Below are 21,601 nucleotides of genomic sequence, written 5' to 3'. Positions count from 1 at the left end.
TTTATTGTTGGTTTATAGTTTTGGGATATAAAAATGGGAAAAGTTCTTTTCTAAGCCTAATTACAGGGAAATATTTGATACTTAAAATTGAAAAAAACAGTTGGAGATGGGGGAAAAATAATTTTGCCCAATAATCGATATCCTGATACAGTTTGTTTTTTTCTTTATGCTTTATAATCCAAATCGTTTTTAATAAAATATCAATTGTATTCGATGCAATTTTGTTTTTACAGCACCAACCCAACAATGATTCATAGAGTAGCATTACATTGTTTTTATACAAATCAGCTTGATCAAAAACATTATTATCATGTACCCCGCGCATTGCTACTGGTTGGTCAATAATTCCGGTTAATAACCTACATTTCAAAGCCATTTTCCAGAAAACATCAGTATCCTCCATAACGACTAAAGCTTCATTAAAAAAACCAATGGTATCAAAAACTGATTTTTTAACCGTTAATCCGTCAATTTGAAAATGACCGTACTTACCCGACAATAAAGCTTCAAAAAGGAAATCGGGTTTTATTTTTTGGTTTACCGTGTACAATTGATGCGTTTGTAATTCCTCATCTGTTGCAACTCTATAAAAATGAAATCCAACCGCATTATAAACCCCATCACAGTTTTCGTTTTCTTGAAATACTTTGATATCATTTGTAAATCGATTAGGCAAAAAATAATCATCGGCATCCAGAAAAGCAATGAAATCTCCAGTTGCTTTTTGTATTCCAAGATTTCTACTGGCAGAACGTCCTTTATTCGATTTATTTTGATGATGGTATATTTTAAGTATTGGATTTTGTAGTTGCAATTGATCCAAAAGTAATCCTGTTCTATCAGTACAACCATCATTTACGACCACAATTTCAGTTACTTCGAGTTGTGTGATTACTGAGGCTATCGTTTTCTCAATAAAGTGCTCACAATTGTAAACCGGAATAATAACTGATAAGTTAATTTTGTCAGACATGATTTTTATTAACCTTACAATTAATAATATCTTTAAGTTTTTTTCTGCTAAAAAGTACAACATAACTTCTTAAAAAATAGGAAGCTACTTTTTTACCAAAGGTTGTACTTTCCATTTCATCAAGCATTTTATAACGATTAGAATTCAAAAGAGCCTGATTTTGAATCATCTCATCATAATCTTCTATAAAGTATTTAAATTCTTCATTCAAAAACTTATCTCTTTCAATTTGATTTATGCCTCCAGAACTTATCCCTCCTAAATAAAAAGTAGTCAATTTAGCTTCTATCTTTTTATAGCTGCAATTGAATTTAAATAATGCTAACATAAAAAATTTCCAATCTGAAATTATTTTATACTTTTCATCATATAAACCAACGGTATTAAAAAGTTCTTTTTTTATAAATGTTACTGGATGAAGTAATGAATAGTATGAACTTACATATAAATCTAAAAATTTAATCTGCTGAGGAAAAACTATATTCTTTTCAGTGTCCTGTCCTATTATTTTTAAATCAAAAGTAATTAAATCAAAATCCAAAAGTGTGTGTTTATTTTTTTTCAGAACATCTTCACAATATAAATGATCTCCACTATTCAAAAAAAGTAAATATTCGCCGGTAGCTTTTGCAATCCCTTTGTTCATTGCATTGTAAATACCTTTATCAGGTTCGCTAATCCAATAATCAATGTGCTGGTTTTGACTTTCAATATAAGCTTTACTCCCATCTGTCGAAGCGCCATCAATAACTATGTACTCAAACTCTTGCCAAGTTTGGCTCGTGACACTTTCTACGGTTTTTTGCAAACCAAGAAAGTTGTTATAGTTTATGGTTATAATGGAGAGTTTAAACATTAATTAATTTTTTAATTTTTTAATTTTTCAATTTTACTTATCAAAAATCCCATATTCTTTTTAAAAAAACTCACATAACTTATTTTAATACCATTCCAATATTCAGCAACATTTATAATTTCATAAACGCTCTCAATTTTAAAAAACCCTTTTAAGTTTTTCAAATCTCTATTTAAAACATCAATCTTAATATCTATCAATTTAAAATGAGATGCCTGTAGTGTATGTGTAGAATTTTCATTAAATCCAATATTAGTAATCATATTAAAATTGGGACGAATACAAATCATTTGATTTCTTAAACAAGTATATATCCATTGGTAATCCCATGTATCAATTTTATTTTTTTTTGTATTATCAAAAAGATAACTCCAATTATTAAACCACTCCTTTTGAGGTAGTAATATTGGCAATTTCAACATCTGTAAAATTTCGCTATCCTTATTAAAATCAGATTCTTTATTATAAAGTGGCCAAGTAATCCGTACTAATTCATTTGAACGACGCCAAGTTGCCCATCCCCACATATTAAAATAGCGAGTTATTCCATAATCATAATCACTATTTTCATAAGCTAAACTACACCCATTTATAGAAAAAACATCCTCGTGATACTTATATTTATTTAGTAATAATTCAGCATACATAAAAAAAAAGTTATGCGGTATAATATCATCTTCTATTATTATTCCCATTTCAACTTCATCAAAAAACCAATTTAAAGCATTTTGAACCGCTATTCCACAACCCAAATTCTCATTTCTGATTAATGTTTTTATTTCACAATCCCAATCTATATTATTTAAAATAATTGATTTAACTTTTTCACAATTTAAAAAATCATTTAAATTATCTTTTCTAGGCCCATCAGCAGCTACAAATAGTTTTTTCGGTTGCAATTTGCGTATTACTTCAAAACTTTTACTAGTTTCTTCAGGTCTATTAAAAACTAAATATAAAACAGGTGTATTAAACATTATTTATTATTATTAGTTTTTATAAAAAATAAATTTGAAGAAATTGCAATAAAATACATTTTCAAAAAAATTAATTTCCATTTCCATTTTAGATTAATCATCACCGATAAAAATACTTTACGATAAACCTTAGTTTCCACCAACTTCGACACTTTAATTTTATTAACAATATCAATTAAATTAGATTCCAAATAAATATCTATTGATTTATCATTGACAATTTTCTTTCTTATTTCATCAAAGTTAAAAAAATTTGACATTGATTTTTCTAATTCGGAATTAGAACTCCAAACTCCATTTTCATGAATTCTATAACATGCACTATTAAAATCTAACACTCTTCCCATAGAGTTTTTTAAGGCTAAAAAATAAAGTGAATTATCCTTTGAATATTTCAATGATTTTAGATCATATTTTTTAATAATTTTAGTTCTAAACAAACAAGTTAAAGTCCATGTTCTGTAATTTTCAAAAAAATTTTCAATTGTTACATCTTCTAATTTTTTTTCAAACTGCGGCATGTTACTTTCTAATAAATCCCCAGTAGCATTTATTTTATTAAATTTTGTCCAAACTATATTATACTCTTCATTCTGTTCTAAAAAATCAATTTGTTTTTGTAATTTTAAAGGATCACTCCAATAGTCATCACCTTCAAAATAGGCTATGTATTTTGATTTTGGAGTAGTTATTAAATCCATCCAATTTTTCGCTGCACCAACATTTTTTTCTTGTAAAATTAATTTTATAAAATCAGGGTGCTTTTCTTTATATTCAAGTATAATTTCTTTTGTTCTATCAGTAGAACAATCGTCGGCAATAATTAATTCCCAATCAAAATCTACCTTTTGAATCAAGACTCCCTCTATAGCTTGACGAATGAATTTTTCATGATTATACGTAATTAAACATATTGAAAGTAATGGTGTTTTCATACTTTACTTTCCTTTTTCGCACATTAAAAAAATACTGGAACACAAATCTGGATATTGTTGTCCTAATTGATAACATCCCTCTAAATATTCTTTAGAAATAATATCTGTTTGCAGCAATTCGTCCCATTGAAAATTAGCCAATGCTTTAAAAAATATTCCTGATCGATAAACTACATTGAGACCCGCCGCTTTAGCATCTCGCTCTAAAGTATCTAATGTATAAGTAATATTATGACCGTGTTCCATTTCTGATGAAGTAACTGCTGAATTATGACTTATTAATCCCATTTTCACAGCAATTTGTCTCGATGGCGCATTAGCATTAGGGCAAACAAGAAAAAATCGTCCAGAATCTGACAACCATTCCTCATTAATTCGCTTTAAAACACTGATTGGATCCTCTACATGCTCCAAAACATGCGTAAGTACAATGTTATCATATTTCATTGGTAATGTAGCCGTTTCAAATAAGGAGTTTACAAATTTCACTTTCGTGCCAAACTCATTTCGTGCTATTTCAACAGCATCGTCAGAAGCTTCAACGCAAGTAATATCGCTAAAATAAGGCAAAAATTTTCTTGTAAAATCTCCTTTAAAACTTCCTAATTCAAGAAAATTTCCATCTCTAAAAAAAGGCTTAAATGCTTTTATCATAAAAGGATGCATAACATCAAAATCAAAATTATATGCATATTTATGATCCGTTGTATCTTGAAGCTCTTTATTATAATCTCTATTTACACTCATCAATTCTTATTATTAATTTTATTTAATCTTGTCCAGGTCTATAAAATCGCTGTTCTGGTTTTTGATACCATTCCTCAAGATTCGAAGGGATTCTGGAATAAAAACCAACTAATTGTTGAAGTTCAATACTTAATTTCTCAACATTTTCATAGCCTATAACGCGTGAATAATCAAGTTGTTGTTTCATAAATGGCTTGGTGAATGTAATTGTAATTGCTCTACGTTTTTGATTGGTAGTATTGATCCCTGCAGCATGCCATAAATTAGAATTGAAGAACAGAATATCTCCTTTTTTGCCTACTGCTCTATCTGATTTTTCATAAAATTCCTCGTTAGATGGCTTATCTTCTTTTAAATGAGATTTCGCAAAAAGATAAGTAGCACCATTTTCTAATGTAAAATCATCAAGCATAATCAACATGTTTAGCATCAACGGAAAATCTCCAGAAAAAAAACGAATATCTCTATGTATATTTGCTACATAAGATGGTTTTGAAGTAATATTTATTACTCCACCATAACTATTTAACACACAATTTCCTTTAAAATAAGTTTTTATAAATTCATAAAGAGGAGAAAGGCTTATTTTTTGTAAAATTTCTAAATATATACTATCATCTGTTGCTAGTAGATGATGGACAGTACCATCTGTAACAGCATCAATCCCATTTTTTATTTGAATTTCTCTGCACAATTCATAACTATAATCCATAGATTCTGAAACAGCATTCATATAAATTTTGTCAAAAAAAGAAGGAATGATAGTATATCCTTTATTTTCCAATTCAATTAAATTAACATTCATTCATTTAGTTTTATAATTAATTTCAATTGTTCTTTATCGCTTTCTACTTCACAAAACCCACATCTTTGATAGGCTTTTATGGCTCCAATATTATTCTTATTTACAAATAAGTACACCATTTTTAATTTTAAAACTTCATCAGAGTAATTTAAAATTAAATTGGTTGCCTTTGTACCAACTCCTTTGTTGTGAAATTCTTTTTTGCCAACAAAAATATGAAATTCAGCATCAGTCTCATTAATATTTGTAAGCTGAACATTCCCTACATATTCATTCTCATTTCCAACACATATTGCAAATCTTATCTCATCTTCTCTTTTTAAAGCTTTTTGAATCCATTCCTTCTCCATTTCGTAAGTAATTGACTGAGGTGGTTTAGATCCTGTATATTTCCAAATTTCAGGATTACATCTCCACAAATAAGATACTTTCGCATCATTCTCTTCCAGCAACCTAATTGCTACCTCCATATTACATTAATAAATCAACAATCCTTTTTAAATCTATTTCATTATATCTTTGATCAACAGGAAGATGAACTAAATGGTTTGCAAATTGGTATTCTACACTATTCATCTGAACTAAATTTTGAACTTCTTTCCAATATTGCCCAGTATATATTTTGTTTACCATTAATTTTTTTCTCAAACTTATATCATCTGAAAAAAAAGGATAAACCATTGGAATATGATTTTCATTTAACTCAAAATCTATTTTGTTAATCCCTTTTAAATGTTTTGATAAAAATTTAAAATTTTCGCATCTTTTTACGGCAATATGATTATAATCAATAGATTGTAGCATTTTCTGGGTGATATTTGACATTTCCATAAGCGGCAAATCACTCAAAGAATCATCATTTTCAACAAATTTAGAATATCCCACTTCTGCACTTTTATCGATTCTTTCAAGCAAATGTTCAAATCTTTGTGATGAATAATCTTTTTTCAACGGCGTTTCCATTTTTATATCTGTATACAAATAAGCCCCATCTGGAACCCCAAAAAATTTTCTAGGTGAGTAAAAAGTAGTAATTCCTTGTACAGGTTTTGCATAAAAAGCCTGAGCATTATCTATGATTAAATTATTACATTTTTTAGTTAAACTCAAAATGTATTCTTCTTTGAAACCGAAATAATTAGTATAGAGAAAACATTCCTCCTCCTTTAGATTATCAAAATTAAAATCAGCTTCAAAATTTTCATTTATACAATAATATTCATAACTAATACAGTTATTTTTTATAGGCTCTAAAAGTACTTTACAAGTAAAATATGGTAAATATATTTTTTTGTATTTTTTTGCAATAAGAATATATTCTAATGCATTTCTACCCGTATTTAATCGAATCGCATCCGCATGATATTCAAAACCATCGTGTAATTCTAAACCAAAATAACCACCTATAGCTTTCATAATACTTCGTATTCGTTTAGCATTTGTTTTATTTCTTCTAAAGAATTGAACATCATGACATCAATTATAGAAAGCCATGGTACAAATTCACTGGTGAATTGTTGATATTCAATATTTATTGATTTTATAAAATTAAGTTTTATTCCAATTTTATTAAAATCATCTTTACAATATAATTCAATTCCTCCAATTGGATTCAAATAATGAGTTGAATCAAGCGCTTTACAAATAGTAATAACTTTATCTTGGGATTTTAAAGAATGTTCTATTGCAATGGAAGAAGCAATGACAATATCCGTCGTTATTTCTAAATAACTACAAATTTTTTTTAAAGAATTTAAAATAAAATCAAATAAGTTTTCTTCGTTATCATTCATAATAACTTCAATAATGGGAAAAACAACTTTATACTGTGGAGCTTTTCTATACAACTCTTTTATCTTTGTTATGATTTTAGTTTTATCTTTTAAATACGATTTCGCTATGAATCGTTGATTTATATTTAGAAAATCAGAATCTTTTTTTAATGGTAAAGTAAGATAATTATCCTTTCCATTTACTAGAACTCTATTTCTATTTATCCATCCTTTTTTTGTAAACTTTATATTATCATAAACTACAAATTTATCCACGGCATTTATTAGTTGAAAATATCCAATATATGGAAAAAAATAAGGTTGCATTATGGCTACTTTCATTACAAAACCGTATTAATATTTATAACTATTTTCTCAAGTTCGACAATTGTTAATCCAACATATAAAGGTAAACACATAATTCTTGAAGCTATACTCTCAGAAATCGGCATGGGTAGCCCGTCAGTGTAATCAATCGTATTCAAAGAGGGATAAAAATAACGCCTTGGTAAAATTTGATTCTCTTTTAAAATCATCTCAACTCTTAAAAGCTGTTCTTCACTCTCAAAAATAATAGGATAGTAACTATAGTTCCAATTTGTATTTTCTCTTATTTTTAAAGTTTTAAGTTTTGAAAAATCTAACACTGAATTATAATAATCAACCACTTTTTTTCTTTCTTTAGTAATAGTATCCATATAAGGCAAAACAGCTAATCCCATAGCTGCTTGCAATTCAGACATTTTTCCATTAATTCCCAGCCCATAAAAACCCAATGGTCCGTTGTGTCCAAAATTATGACTATAGAATAATTGATGCTGTAAATCCGTATCATTCGTAAACATGGCTCCTCCTTCACCGGTATGAAACAACTTAGTCGCATGAAAACTACAAGTACTCACATCTCCATAATCAAATAAAGACTTTCTTTTATAGGTTACATTAAAACAATGCGCAGCATCATAGATTACTTTAAGATTGTGTTTTTTTGCGATAACTTCAATTGCATCCACATGACAAGGATTCCCAAAAACGTGTGTTGCTAAAATAGCAGTTGTTTTATCTGTAATGGCTGCTTCTATCTTAGTTTCATCAATCGTTAAATAATCAGGATCTATGTCAACAAAAACTGGTGTACAATGTTCCCAGACAATAGCAGCCGTAGTGGCAACATAACTAAATGGAGTTGTGATAATCTCTCCTTTTTTTCCTAATAATTTTAAAGCAATTTGCAAAGGTATTGTTCCATTATTGGTTACAATAATATTGGATACCGCTAAATGCTTTTTAAGTTTATCTTCAAGTTCCAAAACCAATTCACCTCGATTGGTTAACCATTGGTTATCCCAAGCACTTTTCAAATAGGCATTGTATTCCTCTATAGGGGGTAAAAAAGTTTGGGTTACGTTAATCATTACGTATTAATTTCTTGGTTTAGCAAAACAAACTGTTTCTTCTGCATGAATCGTATAATGCCCAATAAAAATTTCATAATCTAAATCCAAATCCAATATCCAATTAGGAATGTTAAAAAAATCATCCATGCTGTGATATATTGCAATAGCTAATTTTGGCCTAAATTTCCTAATCGTTTCTATAGCACCTTCTAATGCAATAGGCTCTGCACCTTCAATATCCATTTTTATAAAATCAATTTTAATATCTTTTTTTGATTTCACAAAATCATCAATAGAGATTGTTGATGCAGTACCCGTTTGTCCTTCAAAAGGCTTAAATGAAACAGAACTACCAGGCCCATTATCTTTAAAATAAATTAATTCTCCGCTGGTATTAGAAACAGGATTACGTACTAATTCTATTTGCGAAAACAGGTTTGGATTTAAAGAAGTGTTGATTTCAAATAATTTAATATTATCAGGAATAAATTCAAAGGAATACACCTTTCCATTACTACCGGATTTATTAGCAAAATATAGTGCTGTATCACCCCAACATCCTCCAACATCTAATACGGTATCTCCACTTTCAACATAAACTATATTTTTATCATTTATTTTATAAGAATATTGTTCTATTACAAAATCAATAGCAACTCCAATATCTGAAAAATAAAATTTTATATCAAACCCTATTGGTTTCAAATCAAATTTTTCTAATATAAAATGCATAAAATGAGGATCATAGACATCTTCGGGATTTGATAATAACTTAGCAGTTTTAATTGCTTCCCAATATGCTACATTATTTCGAGGTAATTTTACTTTTTTATATCCTAAAATTCTATAAGCAATTAAACTAACAAATAACTCCTGGTCTTTTTTACTTATATTATCCCAAATGCTTTGGATTTGAAATTCATAAGTTGTTACATATTCATTGCCTTTAGATATAAAAAAATTTCTATTTGAGTCATACCCAATAAGTTTTTTAATTAGATTTTTTAGAGCTTTTCGCAGGTTTATAGGCTTTTTAGCACCTGAATGTATTTCCATCTTTTCACGATATTCTCCAAATCTAAATACATCATAGTTTTCAATACCATAATTATTACTTAAAGAATTTTTTATTTTATTCTCTAACGCTTTTTTAAAATCAATCATTGTAATTTTGTTTTATTCCATTCAAAATATTGCGGTCGAATTAATCCTGGAAACTTATCTAACCAGGCTGCATCACGTTTTTCTTCAATTCCTTCAATAGTTAAAACCTCTTTTAAACTATGTAATATGACTGGTCCATTTTCAACTACCATCACATCTATAGAATATAAAATATCATTTAAAGTATTTTTAGGAATGATACATTTGAAAATATAACAACCAATTTCTTGTTTTTCAGCAGGAGAACAAGTAGCAAAAATTGTTGATCCTTCAATAGTATTCATAAAAATATTGATATTTATTGCTTCAATATTTCTTTTGCAAGTTATACTAATCTCAAAAATCAAATCCTTGTTGATATTAAAATTTCCATCAATACCATTATTACTCACCTCTATTGAATTTACTTTAAAACCTCTAGACTCTGTTTGAATATCAACAAATGATTTCACTAAATCATTTGATTTTGACAAATAGTAATCTACAACTTCATTAATAGAGCCAGTTTTAACAATCCTACCATATTCCATTAATATTCCTTTTGTACACAAACTTTTTACAGCTAAAAGATTATGACTCACAAACAAAACTGTTCTCCCTCCTGCTCTGGAAATTTCCTGCATTTTACCAATAGCTTTCTTCTGGAACTCAGCATCACCCACCGCCAAAACCTCATCAATAATCAAAATTTCAGGCTCTAGAAATGCCGCAACTGCAAAAGCCAAACGCACATACATACCACTGCTGTAGCGTTTTACGGGTGTGTCAATGTAGCGTTCACAACCAGAGAAATCAATAATTTCATCGAGTTTTGCCGTGATTTCTTTTTTAGTCATTCCCAAGATAGCGCCATTCAGGTAAATATTTTCCCTGCCGGTCATTTCACCGTTAAATCCGGTTCCTACTTCAAGTAATGAAGCCACACGACCACCAAACTTAATACTACCGGTTGTAGGAGCTGTAACGCGGGATAAAATCTTTAATAAAGTAGATTTCCCTGCTCCATTTTTTCCAATAATCCCAATTACCTCGCCACGTTCTACCTCAAAATTGATATCCTGTAGCGCCCATACATAATCACTTGTCCCTTTTATAGTGCGGTCATTAGTATCTCCAATTTTTAAATACGGATCTTCTTTCCCGCGAAGCTGGTGCCACCAGCGGTTCAAGTCATGCGTTAACGTTCCAGTACCCACTTGACCTAAGCGGTATTGCTTAGAGATGTTCTCGGCCTTTAATATAATGTCTTTCATTTTTTTTAGTGAGAAGTGAATCGTGAATCGTGAAAGTGAGTGGTAAATCGTGAATGGTAAATCGTGAATGGTGAATCTTGAGTGGTGAAAGGAAATAATTAATAATCACTTTTCACTTCTAACTGTTCACTATTAACTTCTCACCTTTCACTACTAACTTCTACCTGTTCACTATTCACTTCTCACCTTTCACTTCCTATTTATATAATTCTTAAATCCAATCAAAAGTTTCTTAACCTCCATAAGTTGCAATTCAAAAGCATCCTCTTTTGTTATAAATTCTAATCGCATCGCAATTAAATATTAAGTTTCTAACTCTGAAAGTGACCCAATGGAAATATACAGAAACTGTATGAACTCCTTATCGCCTTTTCGCGCTGCTCCTTCGGTAATATTTGATGGAATCGATACAGCAGCCCTTCTCATTTGACTTGATAAACCGTACTTCTCAGTGTCAGGAAACAGCTTTGTAATTTGATAGACTTTAACTACTAAATCCATACTCCTCTTCCAAACATCCAAATCTTTATGGTCCATATCCTATTTTTTTTTGTAAATAATGAATTGTAAGTAGATTGCTTGTCATAATAAACTAATCTTTTCACTTCTCACTATTCACTTCTCACTCTTCACTTCTCACTCTTCACTTCTCACTCTTCACTAAACTGTATCAATAAAACTTTTTTCGGTGTGATTGAATAATACAATTCCAATTAATAAAACAACTACTGTAACTATAAAGGTGTAAATCATTCCCCAAACCGGTAATTCTCCAATACCCAGTAACATATAACGTGTTGTTTCAATACAATAAGCCAGCGGATTATATTTAACAATCCAAACATAGTCCGGCATTTTCTCTTGGATTAAACTCATAGGATACACTACCGCAGAAACATACATCAATAGCTGCACTCCAAAACCTATTAAATACGTTAAATCCCTATATTTAGTGACCAAAGCAGATATAATCATTCCCAAGCCTAAGCCTAACATTCCCATTAATACAATAATAAACGGAAAAAATACGGTAGCACCAGTAAAATGAATAGAAGCTCCTTTAGCATAAAAATAGATATAAAAAGCCAAAAAAATTAATAGTTGAATGACAAACTTAATCAAGTTAGAAATAACTACAGTCAATGGGGCGATAATCCGTGGAAAGTAAACTTTACCAAAAATGCCTGCATTATTACCAAACGTATTGGAAGTACCGTTAAGACAAGTCGTAAAATAATTCCAAACGGTTATACTTGCCAGATTGAATAAAAAAGGAGGTACATTCCCCGTACTGATTCCAGCAAGATTATTGAAAACAATAGTAAAAGTTAGAGAAGTAAATAAAGGTTGTATGAGATACCATAGTGGTCCTAAAACCGTTTGTTTATAAACCGTCACCACATCTCTTTTTACAAAAAGCAACAGCAAATCACGGTATTGCCAAACTTCCTTGAGATTAAGTGAGAAGAATTTATTTTTAGGTGTTATTTCAAACAGCCACGTGGTATTGGTTTGTTCGGGTTGGTTCATTGGTTTAATCTAAATCCCTAAAGTTAATTTTTGTCATTTTGAACATCTCAATTCGAGCGGAGTCGAGAGACAGAAGCTATTTTACTTTACTAACTAAACGGTATCATTACGAAGCAAATATAAATAATTTGTATTTGGTATTTCCTTAAAAATAGTGACGTATTCTATTAATTCTTAAATAATATCTACTACTAAAGTTAAATGAGATAAAATTCACGGTAAAAACGAAACTTTTGGATACGCTTCGCTGCTCTAACTAACAGTTTTAAGGCAAAGCCAATCTGGTGTAAGAGATATTTTCAGCGAATATACTATTACATTACAAATAACACCAACAATTAACAACCTATCGACAACTTTGATACACAAGAAGCTTATCCATCTATTTTTTGGCAGAATCTTCTGAGTCCTTTTACTAATTTTTTACACTTTTCAGAAATGATTTCCTCTTGAAAACCATGAAGCAACTTTTTATAGAAAGAATTTTAATTGTGATTTAAATCCAATACATTTACGTACTGATTAAATTAAAATAAGCTTTTTAAAGGCATTATACAGTCACTTCAGACGAACTTACAGTAGTTGTAAAATACTATCGAAACCCAAAACACACAATGGAAAAATACGTACGACAATTAATTTCAATAGAATTTGAAGACAAAAAAGACATCTTTAGTGGTTTTCTTATCGATTGGACTGAAGATTGGATTTTATTAAAAAATAACCCTGTAGATTTTATAATTGATGGATACACGATACTAAGGAACAAAAATGTAAAATCAATTATTCAAGACAAAGATCATGAATTCACAGAAAGAGTAATCAAACTTAAGGGTCTTAAAACAAGCGCAGAGGAAATAATCCCTCTTAAAGATTTGCATTCAATTATACCCTTTCTAGCGAATAAATATGAAATTTTTCAGATTACAAAAAAGTCAGATAAAGCAGTTTATCTCGGCAAACTAATAGACCTAAACGAGAAAGAACTGGTAATAAATTTTTTAGGGACCGAGGGTAAATTTGACGGCGAAATGAGTTTTAAGCAAAACAAAATAAGAGTTATAGAATTTGACACTGATTATATCAATTCTTTAAAACTAATTGTTGACGAAGAAAAGAAAAAATAATGGACTGTTATTAACCATCCTTTCGTTTTAATTTCCAAGTATTATTTTCGTATTACATAAATCAATGTATGAGCATGGCTGTAGTAGTATTTATCTACTAAACTGCATCATCGTTTATGGAGGATAAAAACACTCAAACCTGCATATTGATTCCAAAAAACCAAACACTTTTCATTATCTTTGCAGTATGTTAACATTCTTCCAATCAAAACCCATACTCAAAGATTTAATTCCAGATCACCATATTGATATACACTCTCATTTGTTACCGGGTATAGATGATGGTGCAAAAAGTTTTGGAGATACGCTAAGATTAACTCAAGCATTACTGGACATGGGGATTTCGGAGTTTATTACCACTCCGCACATTATCCAACATGTTTGGGACAACACACATGAACAAATTCTGGAAAAGAAAGCCACAACAGTTTTAGAACTGGAAAAGAATAACATTACTGTTCCTTTTAATACGGCTGCTGAATATCTTATGGACGATCAGTTTGTAAGGCTTTTTGAATCACATAATTTATTGACTCTAAAAGAGAACTATGTTCTTGTAGAAATGTCATACATAAACCCTCCAATTCAGTTATACTCTATACTATTTGACTTACAAGTGGCAGGTTACATTCCCGTATTGGCACATCCGGAACGGTACTTATTTTATCATAATAATTTTAACGAATACCTTAAACTAAAAAGAGCAGGCTGTTTATTCCAGCTGAATTTATTATCAGTAGTTGGGTACTATGGCGCTGCAATCACTAAAATTGCAGAGCAATTATTACAAAAAGGAATGTATACCTACGTAGGTTCTGATGTACACCATGATAATCATATTGCTGCCTTCAAACAAAAAATAAATCTGAAAGACAGCACTCCACTTAAAGAAGTAATAGCCAATAATCAATTTTTCAAATTGTGATAATCGTTGTTTTATAAATAAAAAGGGCCCAAAGCAATATCACTTTGGGCCCTTTCAATCTAATAATTTTTTTGTTACTTATCCAACAACTCAAAAGTTGAATTCATACTTTTAAACTCAGGTACAATTTGTTTCATTTTTAGTACAATTTGATCATTATCAAAATGATTTGCAATGCTTATAAGCTCTTCAATATGTGTACCTAAAACCTCAAACTCTTCTGAAATTTCTTCAGAAATCATAATTTTTTCATGATACGTTGGAAGTGTTTTTGAGGTATCATTCAATAATTCTTCATATAATTTCTCCCCGGGTCTCAATCCTACAATTTCAATTTTGATATCTTTTTCAGGTATAAAACCAGCTAACTTGATCATCTTTCGGGCCAGATCGATAATTTTAACTGGCTTGCCCATATCAAATATATAAATCTCTCCTCCATTACCCATGGCTCCCGCCTCTAAAACTAATTGACACGCTTCAGGTATCGTCATAAAATACCTTATGATATCTGGATGTGTAATCGTAATAGGTCCTCCATTTGCAATTTGCTTAGTAAACAACGGAACAACTGATCCGTTAGATCCTAAAACATTTCCAAAACGAGTGGTAATGAATTTAGTAGCATTCTTTTCACCGTTATTTTTATTTTTCAATTGTAAAGATTGCACATATTTTTCAGCAATTCTTTTACTGGCACCCATGACATTACTAGGATTTACTGCTTTGTCAGTAGATACCATTACAAATTTTTTGACTTTGTAAAGGCATGACAAATCGGCAATATTTTTAGTACCCGCTATATTGGTAAGAATAGCCTGAGAAGGATTTTCTTCCATCAAAGGGACATGCTTATAAGCTGCTGCGTGAAAAACTACTTGAGGCTCATATTTTTTAAAAACGCTATTCATAGCTTCTTTATTCCTTACGTCAGCGATTATAGCATGCATTTTAGAACTAGATTCTAAACCACCCATTTCAAGACACATGTGATGCAATGGCGTTTCGGCCTGATCTAAAATAATAACAACCTTAGGACTAAAACCTAATACCTGGCGCACAATTTCACTACCTATTGATCCTGCGGCACCAGTGATCAAAACAGTTTTATCTTTTAATTGTTTAGAAATCGATTTGTTATCTAATACGATAGGTTTTCTTTCCAGTAAATCTTCAATTTGAATATTTTTTACTTTTTGGCTAATCTCTTTTTGATTCTCCCAATCAGAAATTAATGGCACAGTATATACCGTATAGTTGAATTCTAAACATTGATCTACAATTACTAATTGTTCCTCTTTTGACAAACTTTTGTCAGCAATGATAACAGCTTGAGCGTTTACGGAACGCATTAATGGTGGCAATTTTTTCTTTTTAATCAAAATTGGCAAATCCAGCATACGCTTTGTTGCATTTTGATTATTCTTATCAACAAACCCAACAATTTTAAATCGGGAGGGTGTTTCAAATTTTAAAGCATTAGCTACCGATATAGCATTGGCATCTGTACCATAGATTATGGTTCTGATTAATTTATTCGTCCCTTGTTCTGAAAAATAGATCTCAAAAGTTTGTTTGATTATTACCCGGTATAAAAATAATCCACAAAAGGAAAGTACTATGTTTATGAAAAAAGCAGTATTTAAAAATGCTTTCTCTCCATACAACAACTCGTATGCAAAATTAAAAAAAAGAAACAGGACTAAAACTGCCATTTGTGAGAACAAAAGCTTAACGGCGTCAATATAAGAAGAATGCCTGATGATCCCGGAATAGGTCCTAAACAACCAGAAAAAGAAAATATTTACGCCAAACAAGGCCACTATAAACCTAAAACTGTGCGGGTTAGTAATATAATCTAACCCCGTTCCTTTAAAAATAAGAATGGTGAAAAAGAACGACAGTACCAAAACCGAAAAATCCATCATAACAATGATCCATCTGGGAAGATAGCGCAAATTATGAATGCTGAACTTCAAGTTTTCTCTTGAAAAAAAATTTGGGTTTACTGATGATGAACCCATGTTTTTAGTAGTATTCAAAATAGATATATTTTTAACTTTACTGCTTTTACTAAAGCAAAATTAACGATTAATAAATTGAAAAAAGCAAACAATCAATTCAATTTTAAAATTGATTAATCGAAACAAGTACACTACAAAGTAACAGTCTATTTACAAACTAGTTACTTTCTATTTTACAAATAATTTTAAAACAACACTTTTTATCCTTTCACAATCTGCTTCAGTCAGATTACAGCCTGATGGCAAACAAAGTCCATTATCGAAAAGTTTTGACGCAATACCACTTCCATAGAAGGGGTAGTTACAAAAAACAGGTTGTAAATGCATCGGTTTCCATAAAGGTCGGGATTCAATATTTTCCGCTCTCAGCTCTAGTCGTAAAGTCTCCCTAGTGATTCCATTCGTTTCTATTGGATCTATTAGAATAGTATTTAACCAATAATTAGCTTCATAATTAGTGTTGGGTACTTCGAAAACGGTTACCCCTTTTATATCCCTAAATAATGCTATATAAAAATCATGTATCGCTCTTTTTAAACCGATATGATAATCCAACACTTCCATTTGGCCGCGACCGATACCTGCACATATAGTGCTCATTCTGTAATTATATCCTATTTCACTGTGCTGATAATGTGGCGCATCATCTTTGGCTTGCGTTGCCAAAAAAATAGCTCTATTTTTTAATGCCTCAGAAGTAGTTATAATGGCTCCACCGGCGGAAGTAGTTATAATTTTACTTCCATTAAAAGATAAAACGGCTATATCGCCAAAAGTACCACACTTTTGACCCTTATAACGGCTTCCCAAGGCTTCAGCACTATCTTCAAGAATGGGAATACAGTATTTATCAGCGACTGCTCTTATAGCTTCTATTTGATACGGAGTGCCGTATAATTGTACAGCAATAATTACTTTTGGGGTAACACCCTTAGACCTACTGTCTAGAATGGCCTCTTCAAGCGCAATGGGACATAAATTCCAAGTTTCAAGCTCACTATCAATAAAAACAGGAGTTGCACCTTGATATAAAATAGGATTGGCAGATGCTGAAAAAGTCATACTCTGACAAATTACTACGTCTCCCGCCTGAACTCCTAAAAGTATTAATCCCAAGTGAATCGCAGCAGTTCCTGAATTTAAAACTGCAACATGATGTGATCCTAAATAGTTTTCTAAATTTTGTTCAAAAAAATCTATGTTTGGCCCAACAGGAGCAATCCAATTGGAATCAAATGCTTCTTGGATGTATTTCTGTTCGTTGCCTCCCATATGAGGTGGTGAAAGCCAAATTTTATTTTTTTCCATCTTCTAGAAAATAAAATCTATGAGAATTAATGTTATTACAGTAATAAAAAAACACCTCTATGATTTGATTGTACAATCTTCTTTTTTTTACTGTTAACTTACTATATTTTAAAAAAAGTAAACCAAACTGTCTTAAAAACAATTACTATATCCCCACCAAAACTTCGGTTGTAATAATACGCTAGATTAAGTCGTACTTTATCAGGGAAAATAACACTGTCGTTATAAGCTAAAGGAGACTCCTTGTTTGCCAACAAGAATTCTTCTTTATTATATTTAAGTGAAGCTAAACTAGTTAATCCTGGCTTTAATTCTAATATTTTACGGTTTTCACCTTCTAACAAATCATAGTAACCCGGTAAATCTGGTCTTGGACCCACCACGCTCATATCACCTCTTAGAATATTATACAGTTGAGGCAATTCGTCTAGTTTATAATATCGAAGTAGCTTGCCTATGTTGGAAATATGATAATTTTCTGAAGACAATGAAATTGAAATGGTACGGAGTTTATATATTTTAAATTTCTTACCATATTGACCAATACGCTCTTGAACAAAGATTCCATTCGTATGCGTATCGACAACAGCTAACAGCCAAGAAATCAATATAACCCAAAAAAATAAGACAAGAGTGAAGAGGGAAAAAACAATATCAAAAAAACGTTTTATCATACTTCAAAAGTATTTCATTCTTGATGAAAAACAAGCAAAAACGAATTAAGAATTCACAATAACCATTTTACGAAGAACGAAATTTCGAACAAGTAAATAAATAACAGTCAGTAGTAGTAAAAATCCAATTACAAAAAATAGTGTTAAATACCCTTTGACATCCATATAAACAACCAATGCATTTATCACTAATTGAAATCCCGCATAAATACAAGCAACTAAGATGTGGGAGTAGCCCACTTCATTGGCTAGGTATTGATACAAGTGAGATCGGTGTGGCTGAAATATATTTTCTTTTTTAAGTAATCTGCTAATGATAGTAATAACAGCATCAATTCCATAAACCGAAAAGAAAAGAATGTACCCCAATTGCCCTGAGTCAATAATCGTTTTTATCATAAAATACCCCAAAAAAAGCGCCATACTGATACTACCTACATCACCGGCAAAGGTTTTTGCCTTTTTACGAACATTAAATATCCCAAAAGCCAAGCAAGATAATCCCATTGTAATTAATAATGGCAAACTAGCTTCGTTGATGGGTAAAAAAGAAAAACTAGCTATGGCTGTTAAAGCATACAAAACAGTTATTCCATTAATACCATCCATAAAGTTAAATGCGTTTACCCAACCTATCAGTACAACAAAAACTACAGGAAGTAGCCACAAAGGCTCATAAAATAAATGCAGCTCATAAAAAACCAAACCTACAGCTAGTACATGTGAAATAAATCTTGGCAATTGTGGTAAGGGCTTGACATCGTCAATAAAACTAACCACTGCGACCAATACTACTCCAAGTGTTACCGGCCAAGAGATATACCCTAACAAACATGCTATACTTATGGCTATTGGAAAAATAATTCCGCCACCTCTTAAAGTAATAGAACTATGGGATGATCTACTATTGGGTTTATCGATGATATTGTATTTATCAGCTATTTTAAAATAAAAAAGCTCAATACCAATCAATACAATAATTAATGCAAAATATATCATATTTAATACTCTGTCTACGCTGTTATTGAACTCTAAAATCTGATTACTAATTACTGACCACTTGAATGTGATTATCGCTCACTAATCCCCAAATACTAATCCCTGAACTTACAACTTATGCCTCAACAATCCCAAAAGATACTCTCCATAACCCGATTTTTTCAAAGGCTCAGCCAGTTCTTTAAGTTGTTGCTCAGTAATAAAGCCTTGTCTCCATGCGATTTCTTCGATGCAACCTACTTTAAGACCTTGACGTTCTTCAATAACCTGAACAAATTGTCCAGCCTGCATTAAACTGTTAAAAGTCCCTGTATCTAACCAAGCCGTTCCTCTGCTTAAAATACCCACTTTCAAAGCTCCTTTTTCTAAGTATACTTTGTTCACATCAGTAATTTCATATTCTCCACGAGCACTTGGCTTGATATTTTTGGCAATTTCAACTACTGAATTATCATAAAAATACAAACCTGGTACTGCATAATTTGATTTGGGTTCCAAAGGTTTTTCTTCTATCGAAAGTGCTTTAAAATTAGAATCAAACTCAACTACACCGTAGCGTTCAGGGTCAGAAACGTGATATGCAAACACGACCCCGCCTTCAGGATTAGTATTGGATTGCAATAACTCATGCATATTAGCCCCAAAGAAAATATTATCTCCTAAGACAAGCGCTACACTATCGTTTCCTATAAATTCTTCACCAATAACAAAAGCTTGAGCTAATCCGTTAGGGATAGCCTGCTCTGCATAACTAAATTGACAACCTATGGCAGCTCCATCTCCTAATAACTTCTTGAAATTAGGTAAGTCGTGTGGCGTAGAAATAATTAATATTTCATTAATTCCAGCCATCATCAGAGTAGACAATGGATAATAAATCATAGGCTTGTCATACACAGGCATCATTTGCTTGCTCATCACTAAAGTTAATGGGTGCAAACGGGTTCCGGAGCCTCCTGCTAATATAATTCCTTTCATAAATTTTAAATTTATTTATTATTGGTCATTTATGGAATCGCTTTTTTATGCATTGGTATTTGCTTATGCAAAAATTTTAATAGCGATTTTATTTTTTTTTGGTTTTTGACTAATTATATTGTTTTTCGTAATAGGTTGCGTATTCGCCTGAAGTAATATTATTCAACCATCCTTGATTTTCTAAGTACCAATTTACGGTTCGTTCCAATCCCTGCTCAAAAGTAACCGATGGTTTCCATCCCAACTCTTTATTTATCTTACTAGCATCAATGGCATAGCGCAAATCATGTCCGGGACGATCTTTTACATAAGCGATCAATTGTTCAGATGTTCCCGCTGCCCTTCCTAACTTGTCGTCCATTATTTTGCAAAGCAATTTAACTAAATCAATATTCTGCCATTCATTGAAACCCCCAATATTGTAGGTATCGTGGTTTTTACCTTCGTGGAAAACCAGATCAATCGCTACGGCATGATCTTCAACAAAAAGCCAATCACGTGTGTATTTCCCATCGCCATAAACGGGTAAAGGTTTATTTTGAATAATATTATTAATAAACAAAGGAATTAATTTTTCAGGAAAATGGTAAGGTCCATAATTATTGGAACAATTTGTCAATACATAAGGCAAACCATATGTTTCTCCGTAGGCTCTTACAAAATGATCTGAACTCGCTTTTGAAGCAGAATAAGGAGAATTAGGATCGTAAGCTGTAGTTTCTGTAAATAACCCTTCGGCACCCAAACTTCCATATACCTCATCAGTGCTAATGTGATAAAAACGTTTCCCTTCATAATTTCCGTTCCAAATTGTTTTGGCGGCATTCAATAAATTCATAGTTCCTATCACATTTGTTTTCACAAAAGATAACGGATCAGTTATGGAGCGATCCACATGAGATTCAGCAGCTAAATGCAAAACTCCATCAAACTGATGTTCGGCAAATAATTGATCTATAAATGTAGCATCAACGATATCTCCTTTTATGAAAGTATAATTAGAAGCTTTTTCAATATCGGCAATATTCTCTAAATTCCCCGCATAAGTCAAAGCGTCTAAATTAAAAATTTGATAATCAGGATATTTATTAACTAAAAGTCGTACAACGTGAGATCCTATAAAACCGGCACCACCAGTGATTACTATTTTTTTCATT

22 protein-coding genes are annotated in these 21,601 nt (G+C 31.1%); 2 read left to right on the top strand and 20 right to left on the bottom strand.

What is annotated here, in order from left to right:
* Nucleotide 1: 1 nt before the first annotated feature.
* From ACNQF6_RS07905 to ACNQF6_RS07840, 14 genes are all read right to left on the bottom strand, one after another.
* The gene (locus tag ACNQF6_RS07905; protein WP_417964786.1) at nt 2–973 is read right to left on the bottom strand and encodes a glycosyltransferase family 2 protein; all 972 of its coding nucleotides are present in this window, start codon (nt 971–973) and stop codon (nt 2–4) included.
* Nucleotides 966–1,829 (bottom strand): glycosyltransferase family 2 protein, encoded by an 864-nt coding sequence (locus tag ACNQF6_RS07900; protein ID WP_417951905.1) that lies wholly within the window; start codon nt 1,827–1,829, stop codon nt 966–968. Before ACNQF6_RS07900 ends, ACNQF6_RS07905 begins: the two co-directional genes overlap by 8 nt.
* An 11-nt stretch (nt 1,830–1,840) precedes the next feature.
* Nucleotides 1,841–2,806, bottom strand: a complete 966-nt coding sequence (locus tag ACNQF6_RS07895) for a nucleotide-diphospho-sugar transferase (protein WP_417951906.1) — start codon at nt 2,804–2,806, stop codon at nt 1,841–1,843.
* Nucleotides 2,806–3,741 carry a glycosyltransferase gene (locus ACNQF6_RS07890; RefSeq protein ID WP_417964784.1) on the bottom strand — a complete coding sequence of 312 codons (936 nt, stop codon included), beginning with the start codon at nt 3,739–3,741 and terminating at the stop codon, nt 2,806–2,808. The genes ACNQF6_RS07895 and ACNQF6_RS07890 overlap by 1 nt, the downstream gene beginning before the upstream one ends.
* Nucleotides 3,742–3,744: 3 nt before the next feature.
* Nucleotides 3,745–4,488 (bottom strand): class I SAM-dependent methyltransferase, encoded by a 744-nt coding sequence (locus ACNQF6_RS07885; RefSeq protein ID WP_417964782.1) that lies wholly within the window; start codon nt 4,486–4,488, stop codon nt 3,745–3,747.
* Nucleotides 4,489–4,510: 22 nt separating this feature from the next.
* Nucleotides 4,511–5,293: a phytanoyl-CoA dioxygenase family protein gene (locus ACNQF6_RS07880; protein WP_417951909.1), complete on the bottom strand. Its 783-nt coding sequence runs from the start codon at nt 5,291–5,293 to the stop codon at nt 4,511–4,513.
* A complete protein-coding gene (locus ACNQF6_RS07875) occupies nt 5,290–5,763 on the bottom strand; it encodes a GNAT family N-acetyltransferase (protein ID WP_417951910.1) in 474 nt (157 codons plus the stop codon). Before ACNQF6_RS07875 ends, ACNQF6_RS07880 begins: the two co-directional genes overlap by 4 nt.
* Before the next feature lies 1 nt (nt 5,764).
* Complete coding sequence (locus ACNQF6_RS07870; RefSeq protein WP_417951911.1) at nt 5,765–6,709, bottom strand: hypothetical protein; 945 nt, start codon at nt 6,707–6,709, stop codon at nt 5,765–5,767.
* Nucleotides 6,706–7,407 carry a WbqC family protein gene (locus ACNQF6_RS07865; protein ID WP_417951912.1) on the bottom strand — a complete coding sequence of 234 codons (702 nt, stop codon included), beginning with the start codon at nt 7,405–7,407 and terminating at the stop codon, nt 6,706–6,708. Before ACNQF6_RS07865 ends, ACNQF6_RS07870 begins: the two co-directional genes overlap by 4 nt.
* Nucleotides 7,407–8,480: a DegT/DnrJ/EryC1/StrS family aminotransferase gene (locus ACNQF6_RS07860; RefSeq protein ID WP_417951913.1), complete on the bottom strand. Its 1,074-nt coding sequence runs from the start codon at nt 8,478–8,480 to the stop codon at nt 7,407–7,409. Before ACNQF6_RS07860 ends, ACNQF6_RS07865 begins: the two co-directional genes overlap by 1 nt.
* Nucleotides 8,481–8,486: 6 nt before the next feature.
* The gene (locus tag ACNQF6_RS07855; protein WP_417951914.1) at nt 8,487–9,626 is read right to left on the bottom strand and encodes an FkbM family methyltransferase; all 1,140 of its coding nucleotides are present in this window, start codon (nt 9,624–9,626) and stop codon (nt 8,487–8,489) included.
* Nucleotides 9,623–10,879, bottom strand: a complete 1,257-nt coding sequence (locus ACNQF6_RS07850) for an ABC transporter ATP-binding protein (protein ID WP_417964778.1) — start codon at nt 10,877–10,879, stop codon at nt 9,623–9,625. The genes ACNQF6_RS07855 and ACNQF6_RS07850 overlap by 4 nt, the downstream gene beginning before the upstream one ends.
* Nucleotides 10,880–11,182: 303 nt before the next feature.
* Nucleotides 11,183–11,416, bottom strand: a complete 234-nt coding sequence (locus ACNQF6_RS07845; protein WP_417964776.1) for a four helix bundle protein — start codon at nt 11,414–11,416, stop codon at nt 11,183–11,185.
* Between the two features lie 123 nt (nt 11,417–11,539).
* Nucleotides 11,540–12,409, bottom strand: coding sequence for an ABC transporter permease (locus ACNQF6_RS07840; protein WP_282742981.1), 870 nt, complete (start codon nt 12,407–12,409; stop codon nt 11,540–11,542).
* A gap of 614 nt (nt 12,410–13,023) precedes the next feature.
* Here ACNQF6_RS07840 and ACNQF6_RS07835 point away from each other — a divergent pair.
* Nucleotides 13,024–13,536 (top strand): hypothetical protein, encoded by a 513-nt coding sequence (locus tag ACNQF6_RS07835; protein ID WP_417964773.1) that lies wholly within the window; start codon nt 13,024–13,026, stop codon nt 13,534–13,536.
* A gap of 187 nt (nt 13,537–13,723) precedes the next feature.
* The gene (locus tag ACNQF6_RS07830; protein ID WP_282742983.1) at nt 13,724–14,461 is read left to right on the top strand and encodes a tyrosine-protein phosphatase; all 738 of its coding nucleotides are present in this window, start codon (nt 13,724–13,726) and stop codon (nt 14,459–14,461) included.
* 74 nt (nt 14,462–14,535) lie between these two features.
* Here the strand turns inward: ACNQF6_RS07830 and ACNQF6_RS07825 are convergent, their stop codons facing one another.
* The 6 genes from ACNQF6_RS07825 to rfbB all read right to left on the bottom strand — a co-directional run bounded on the left by ACNQF6_RS07825 (nt 14,536) and on the right by rfbB (nt 21,600).
* Nucleotides 14,536–16,485, bottom strand: coding sequence for a polysaccharide biosynthesis protein (locus ACNQF6_RS07825; RefSeq protein ID WP_417965034.1), 1,950 nt, complete (start codon nt 16,483–16,485; stop codon nt 14,536–14,538).
* 168 nt (nt 16,486–16,653) lie between these two features.
* Nucleotides 16,654–17,793, bottom strand: coding sequence for a DegT/DnrJ/EryC1/StrS family aminotransferase (locus ACNQF6_RS07820; protein WP_417964771.1), 1,140 nt, complete (start codon nt 17,791–17,793; stop codon nt 16,654–16,656).
* Nucleotides 17,794–17,894: 101 nt separating this feature from the next.
* The gene (locus ACNQF6_RS07815) at nt 17,895–18,467 is read right to left on the bottom strand and encodes a sugar transferase (RefSeq protein WP_417964769.1); all 573 of its coding nucleotides are present in this window, start codon (nt 18,465–18,467) and stop codon (nt 17,895–17,897) included.
* 45 nt (nt 18,468–18,512) lie between these two features.
* On the bottom strand, nt 18,513–19,466 hold the full coding sequence (locus ACNQF6_RS07810; protein ID WP_417964767.1) for an MraY family glycosyltransferase: 954 nt from the start codon (nt 19,464–19,466) through the stop codon (nt 18,513–18,515).
* A 108-nt stretch (nt 19,467–19,574) separates the two neighbouring features.
* Nucleotides 19,575–20,444 carry a glucose-1-phosphate thymidylyltransferase RfbA gene (rfbA, locus tag ACNQF6_RS07805; RefSeq protein ID WP_417964765.1) on the bottom strand — a complete coding sequence of 290 codons (870 nt, stop codon included), beginning with the start codon at nt 20,442–20,444 and terminating at the stop codon, nt 19,575–19,577.
* A gap of 109 nt (nt 20,445–20,553) precedes the next feature.
* On the bottom strand, nt 20,554–21,600 hold the full coding sequence (gene rfbB / locus ACNQF6_RS07800) for a dTDP-glucose 4,6-dehydratase (RefSeq protein WP_417964763.1): 1,047 nt from the start codon (nt 21,598–21,600) through the stop codon (nt 20,554–20,556).
* Between the last annotated feature and the right edge of the window lies 1 nt (nt 21,601).

It is taken from the genome of Flavobacterium pasteuri, assembly GCF_048286615.1.
In the GTDB taxonomy this organism is placed as follows: domain Bacteria; phylum Bacteroidota; class Bacteroidia; order Flavobacteriales; family Flavobacteriaceae; genus Flavobacterium.
This window is presented reverse-complemented; position numbering and strand designations above follow the sequence as displayed.

Coding starts and splice junctions, on each gene's coding strand:
- ACNQF6_RS07890 (WP_417964784.1), bottom strand. CDS start 3,741: ATGAAAACACCATTACTTTCAATATGTTTAATTACGTATAATCATGAA.
- ACNQF6_RS07875 (WP_417951910.1), bottom strand. CDS start 5,763: ATGGAGGTAGCAATTAGGTTGCTGGAAGAGAATGATGCGAAAGTATCT.
- ACNQF6_RS07855 (WP_417951914.1), bottom strand. CDS start 9,626: ATGATTGATTTTAAAAAAGCGTTAGAGAATAAAATAAAAAATTCTTTA.
- ACNQF6_RS07830 (WP_282742983.1), top strand. CDS start 13,724: ATGTTAACATTCTTCCAATCAAAACCCATACTCAAAGATTTAATTCCA.
- ACNQF6_RS07840 (WP_282742981.1), bottom strand. CDS start 12,409: ATGAACCAACCCGAACAAACCAATACCACGTGGCTGTTTGAAATAACA.
- ACNQF6_RS07825 (WP_417965034.1), bottom strand. CDS start 16,485: ATGGGTTCATCATCAGTAAACCCAAATTTTTTTTCAAGAGAAAACTTG.
- ACNQF6_RS07810 (WP_417964767.1), bottom strand. CDS start 19,466: ATGATATATTTTGCATTAATTATTGTATTGATTGGTATTGAGCTTTTT.
- ACNQF6_RS07900 (WP_417951905.1), bottom strand. CDS start 1,829: ATGTTTAAACTCTCCATTATAACCATAAACTATAACAACTTTCTTGGT.
- rfbB (WP_417964763.1), bottom strand. CDS start 21,600: ATGAAAAAAATAGTAATCACTGGTGGTGCCGGTTTTATAGGATCTCAC.
- ACNQF6_RS07865 (WP_417951912.1), bottom strand. CDS start 7,407: ATGAAAGTAGCCATAATGCAACCTTATTTTTTTCCATATATTGGATAT.
- ACNQF6_RS07870 (WP_417951911.1), bottom strand. CDS start 6,709: ATGAAAGCTATAGGTGGTTATTTTGGTTTAGAATTACACGATGGTTTT.
- ACNQF6_RS07815 (WP_417964769.1), bottom strand. CDS start 18,467: ATGATAAAACGTTTTTTTGATATTGTTTTTTCCCTCTTCACTCTTGTC.
- ACNQF6_RS07860 (WP_417951913.1), bottom strand. CDS start 8,480: ATGATTAACGTAACCCAAACTTTTTTACCCCCTATAGAGGAATACAAT.
- rfbA (WP_417964765.1), bottom strand. CDS start 20,444: ATGAAAGGAATTATATTAGCAGGAGGCTCCGGAACCCGTTTGCACCCA.
- ACNQF6_RS07850 (WP_417964778.1), bottom strand. CDS start 10,879: ATGAAAGACATTATATTAAAGGCCGAGAACATCTCTAAGCAATACCGC.
- ACNQF6_RS07885 (WP_417964782.1), bottom strand. CDS start 4,488: ATGAGTGTAAATAGAGATTATAATAAAGAGCTTCAAGATACAACGGAT.
- ACNQF6_RS07895 (WP_417951906.1), bottom strand. CDS start 2,806: ATGTTTAATACACCTGTTTTATATTTAGTTTTTAATAGACCTGAAGAA.
- ACNQF6_RS07820 (WP_417964771.1), bottom strand. CDS start 17,793: ATGGAAAAAAATAAAATTTGGCTTTCACCACCTCATATGGGAGGCAAC.
- ACNQF6_RS07905 (WP_417964786.1), bottom strand. CDS start 973: ATGTCTGACAAAATTAACTTATCAGTTATTATTCCGGTTTACAATTGT.
- ACNQF6_RS07845 (WP_417964776.1), bottom strand. CDS start 11,416: ATGGACCATAAAGATTTGGATGTTTGGAAGAGGAGTATGGATTTAGTA.
- ACNQF6_RS07880 (WP_417951909.1), bottom strand. CDS start 5,293: ATGAATGTTAATTTAATTGAATTGGAAAATAAAGGATATACTATCATT.
- ACNQF6_RS07835 (WP_417964773.1), top strand. CDS start 13,024: ATGGAAAAATACGTACGACAATTAATTTCAATAGAATTTGAAGACAAA.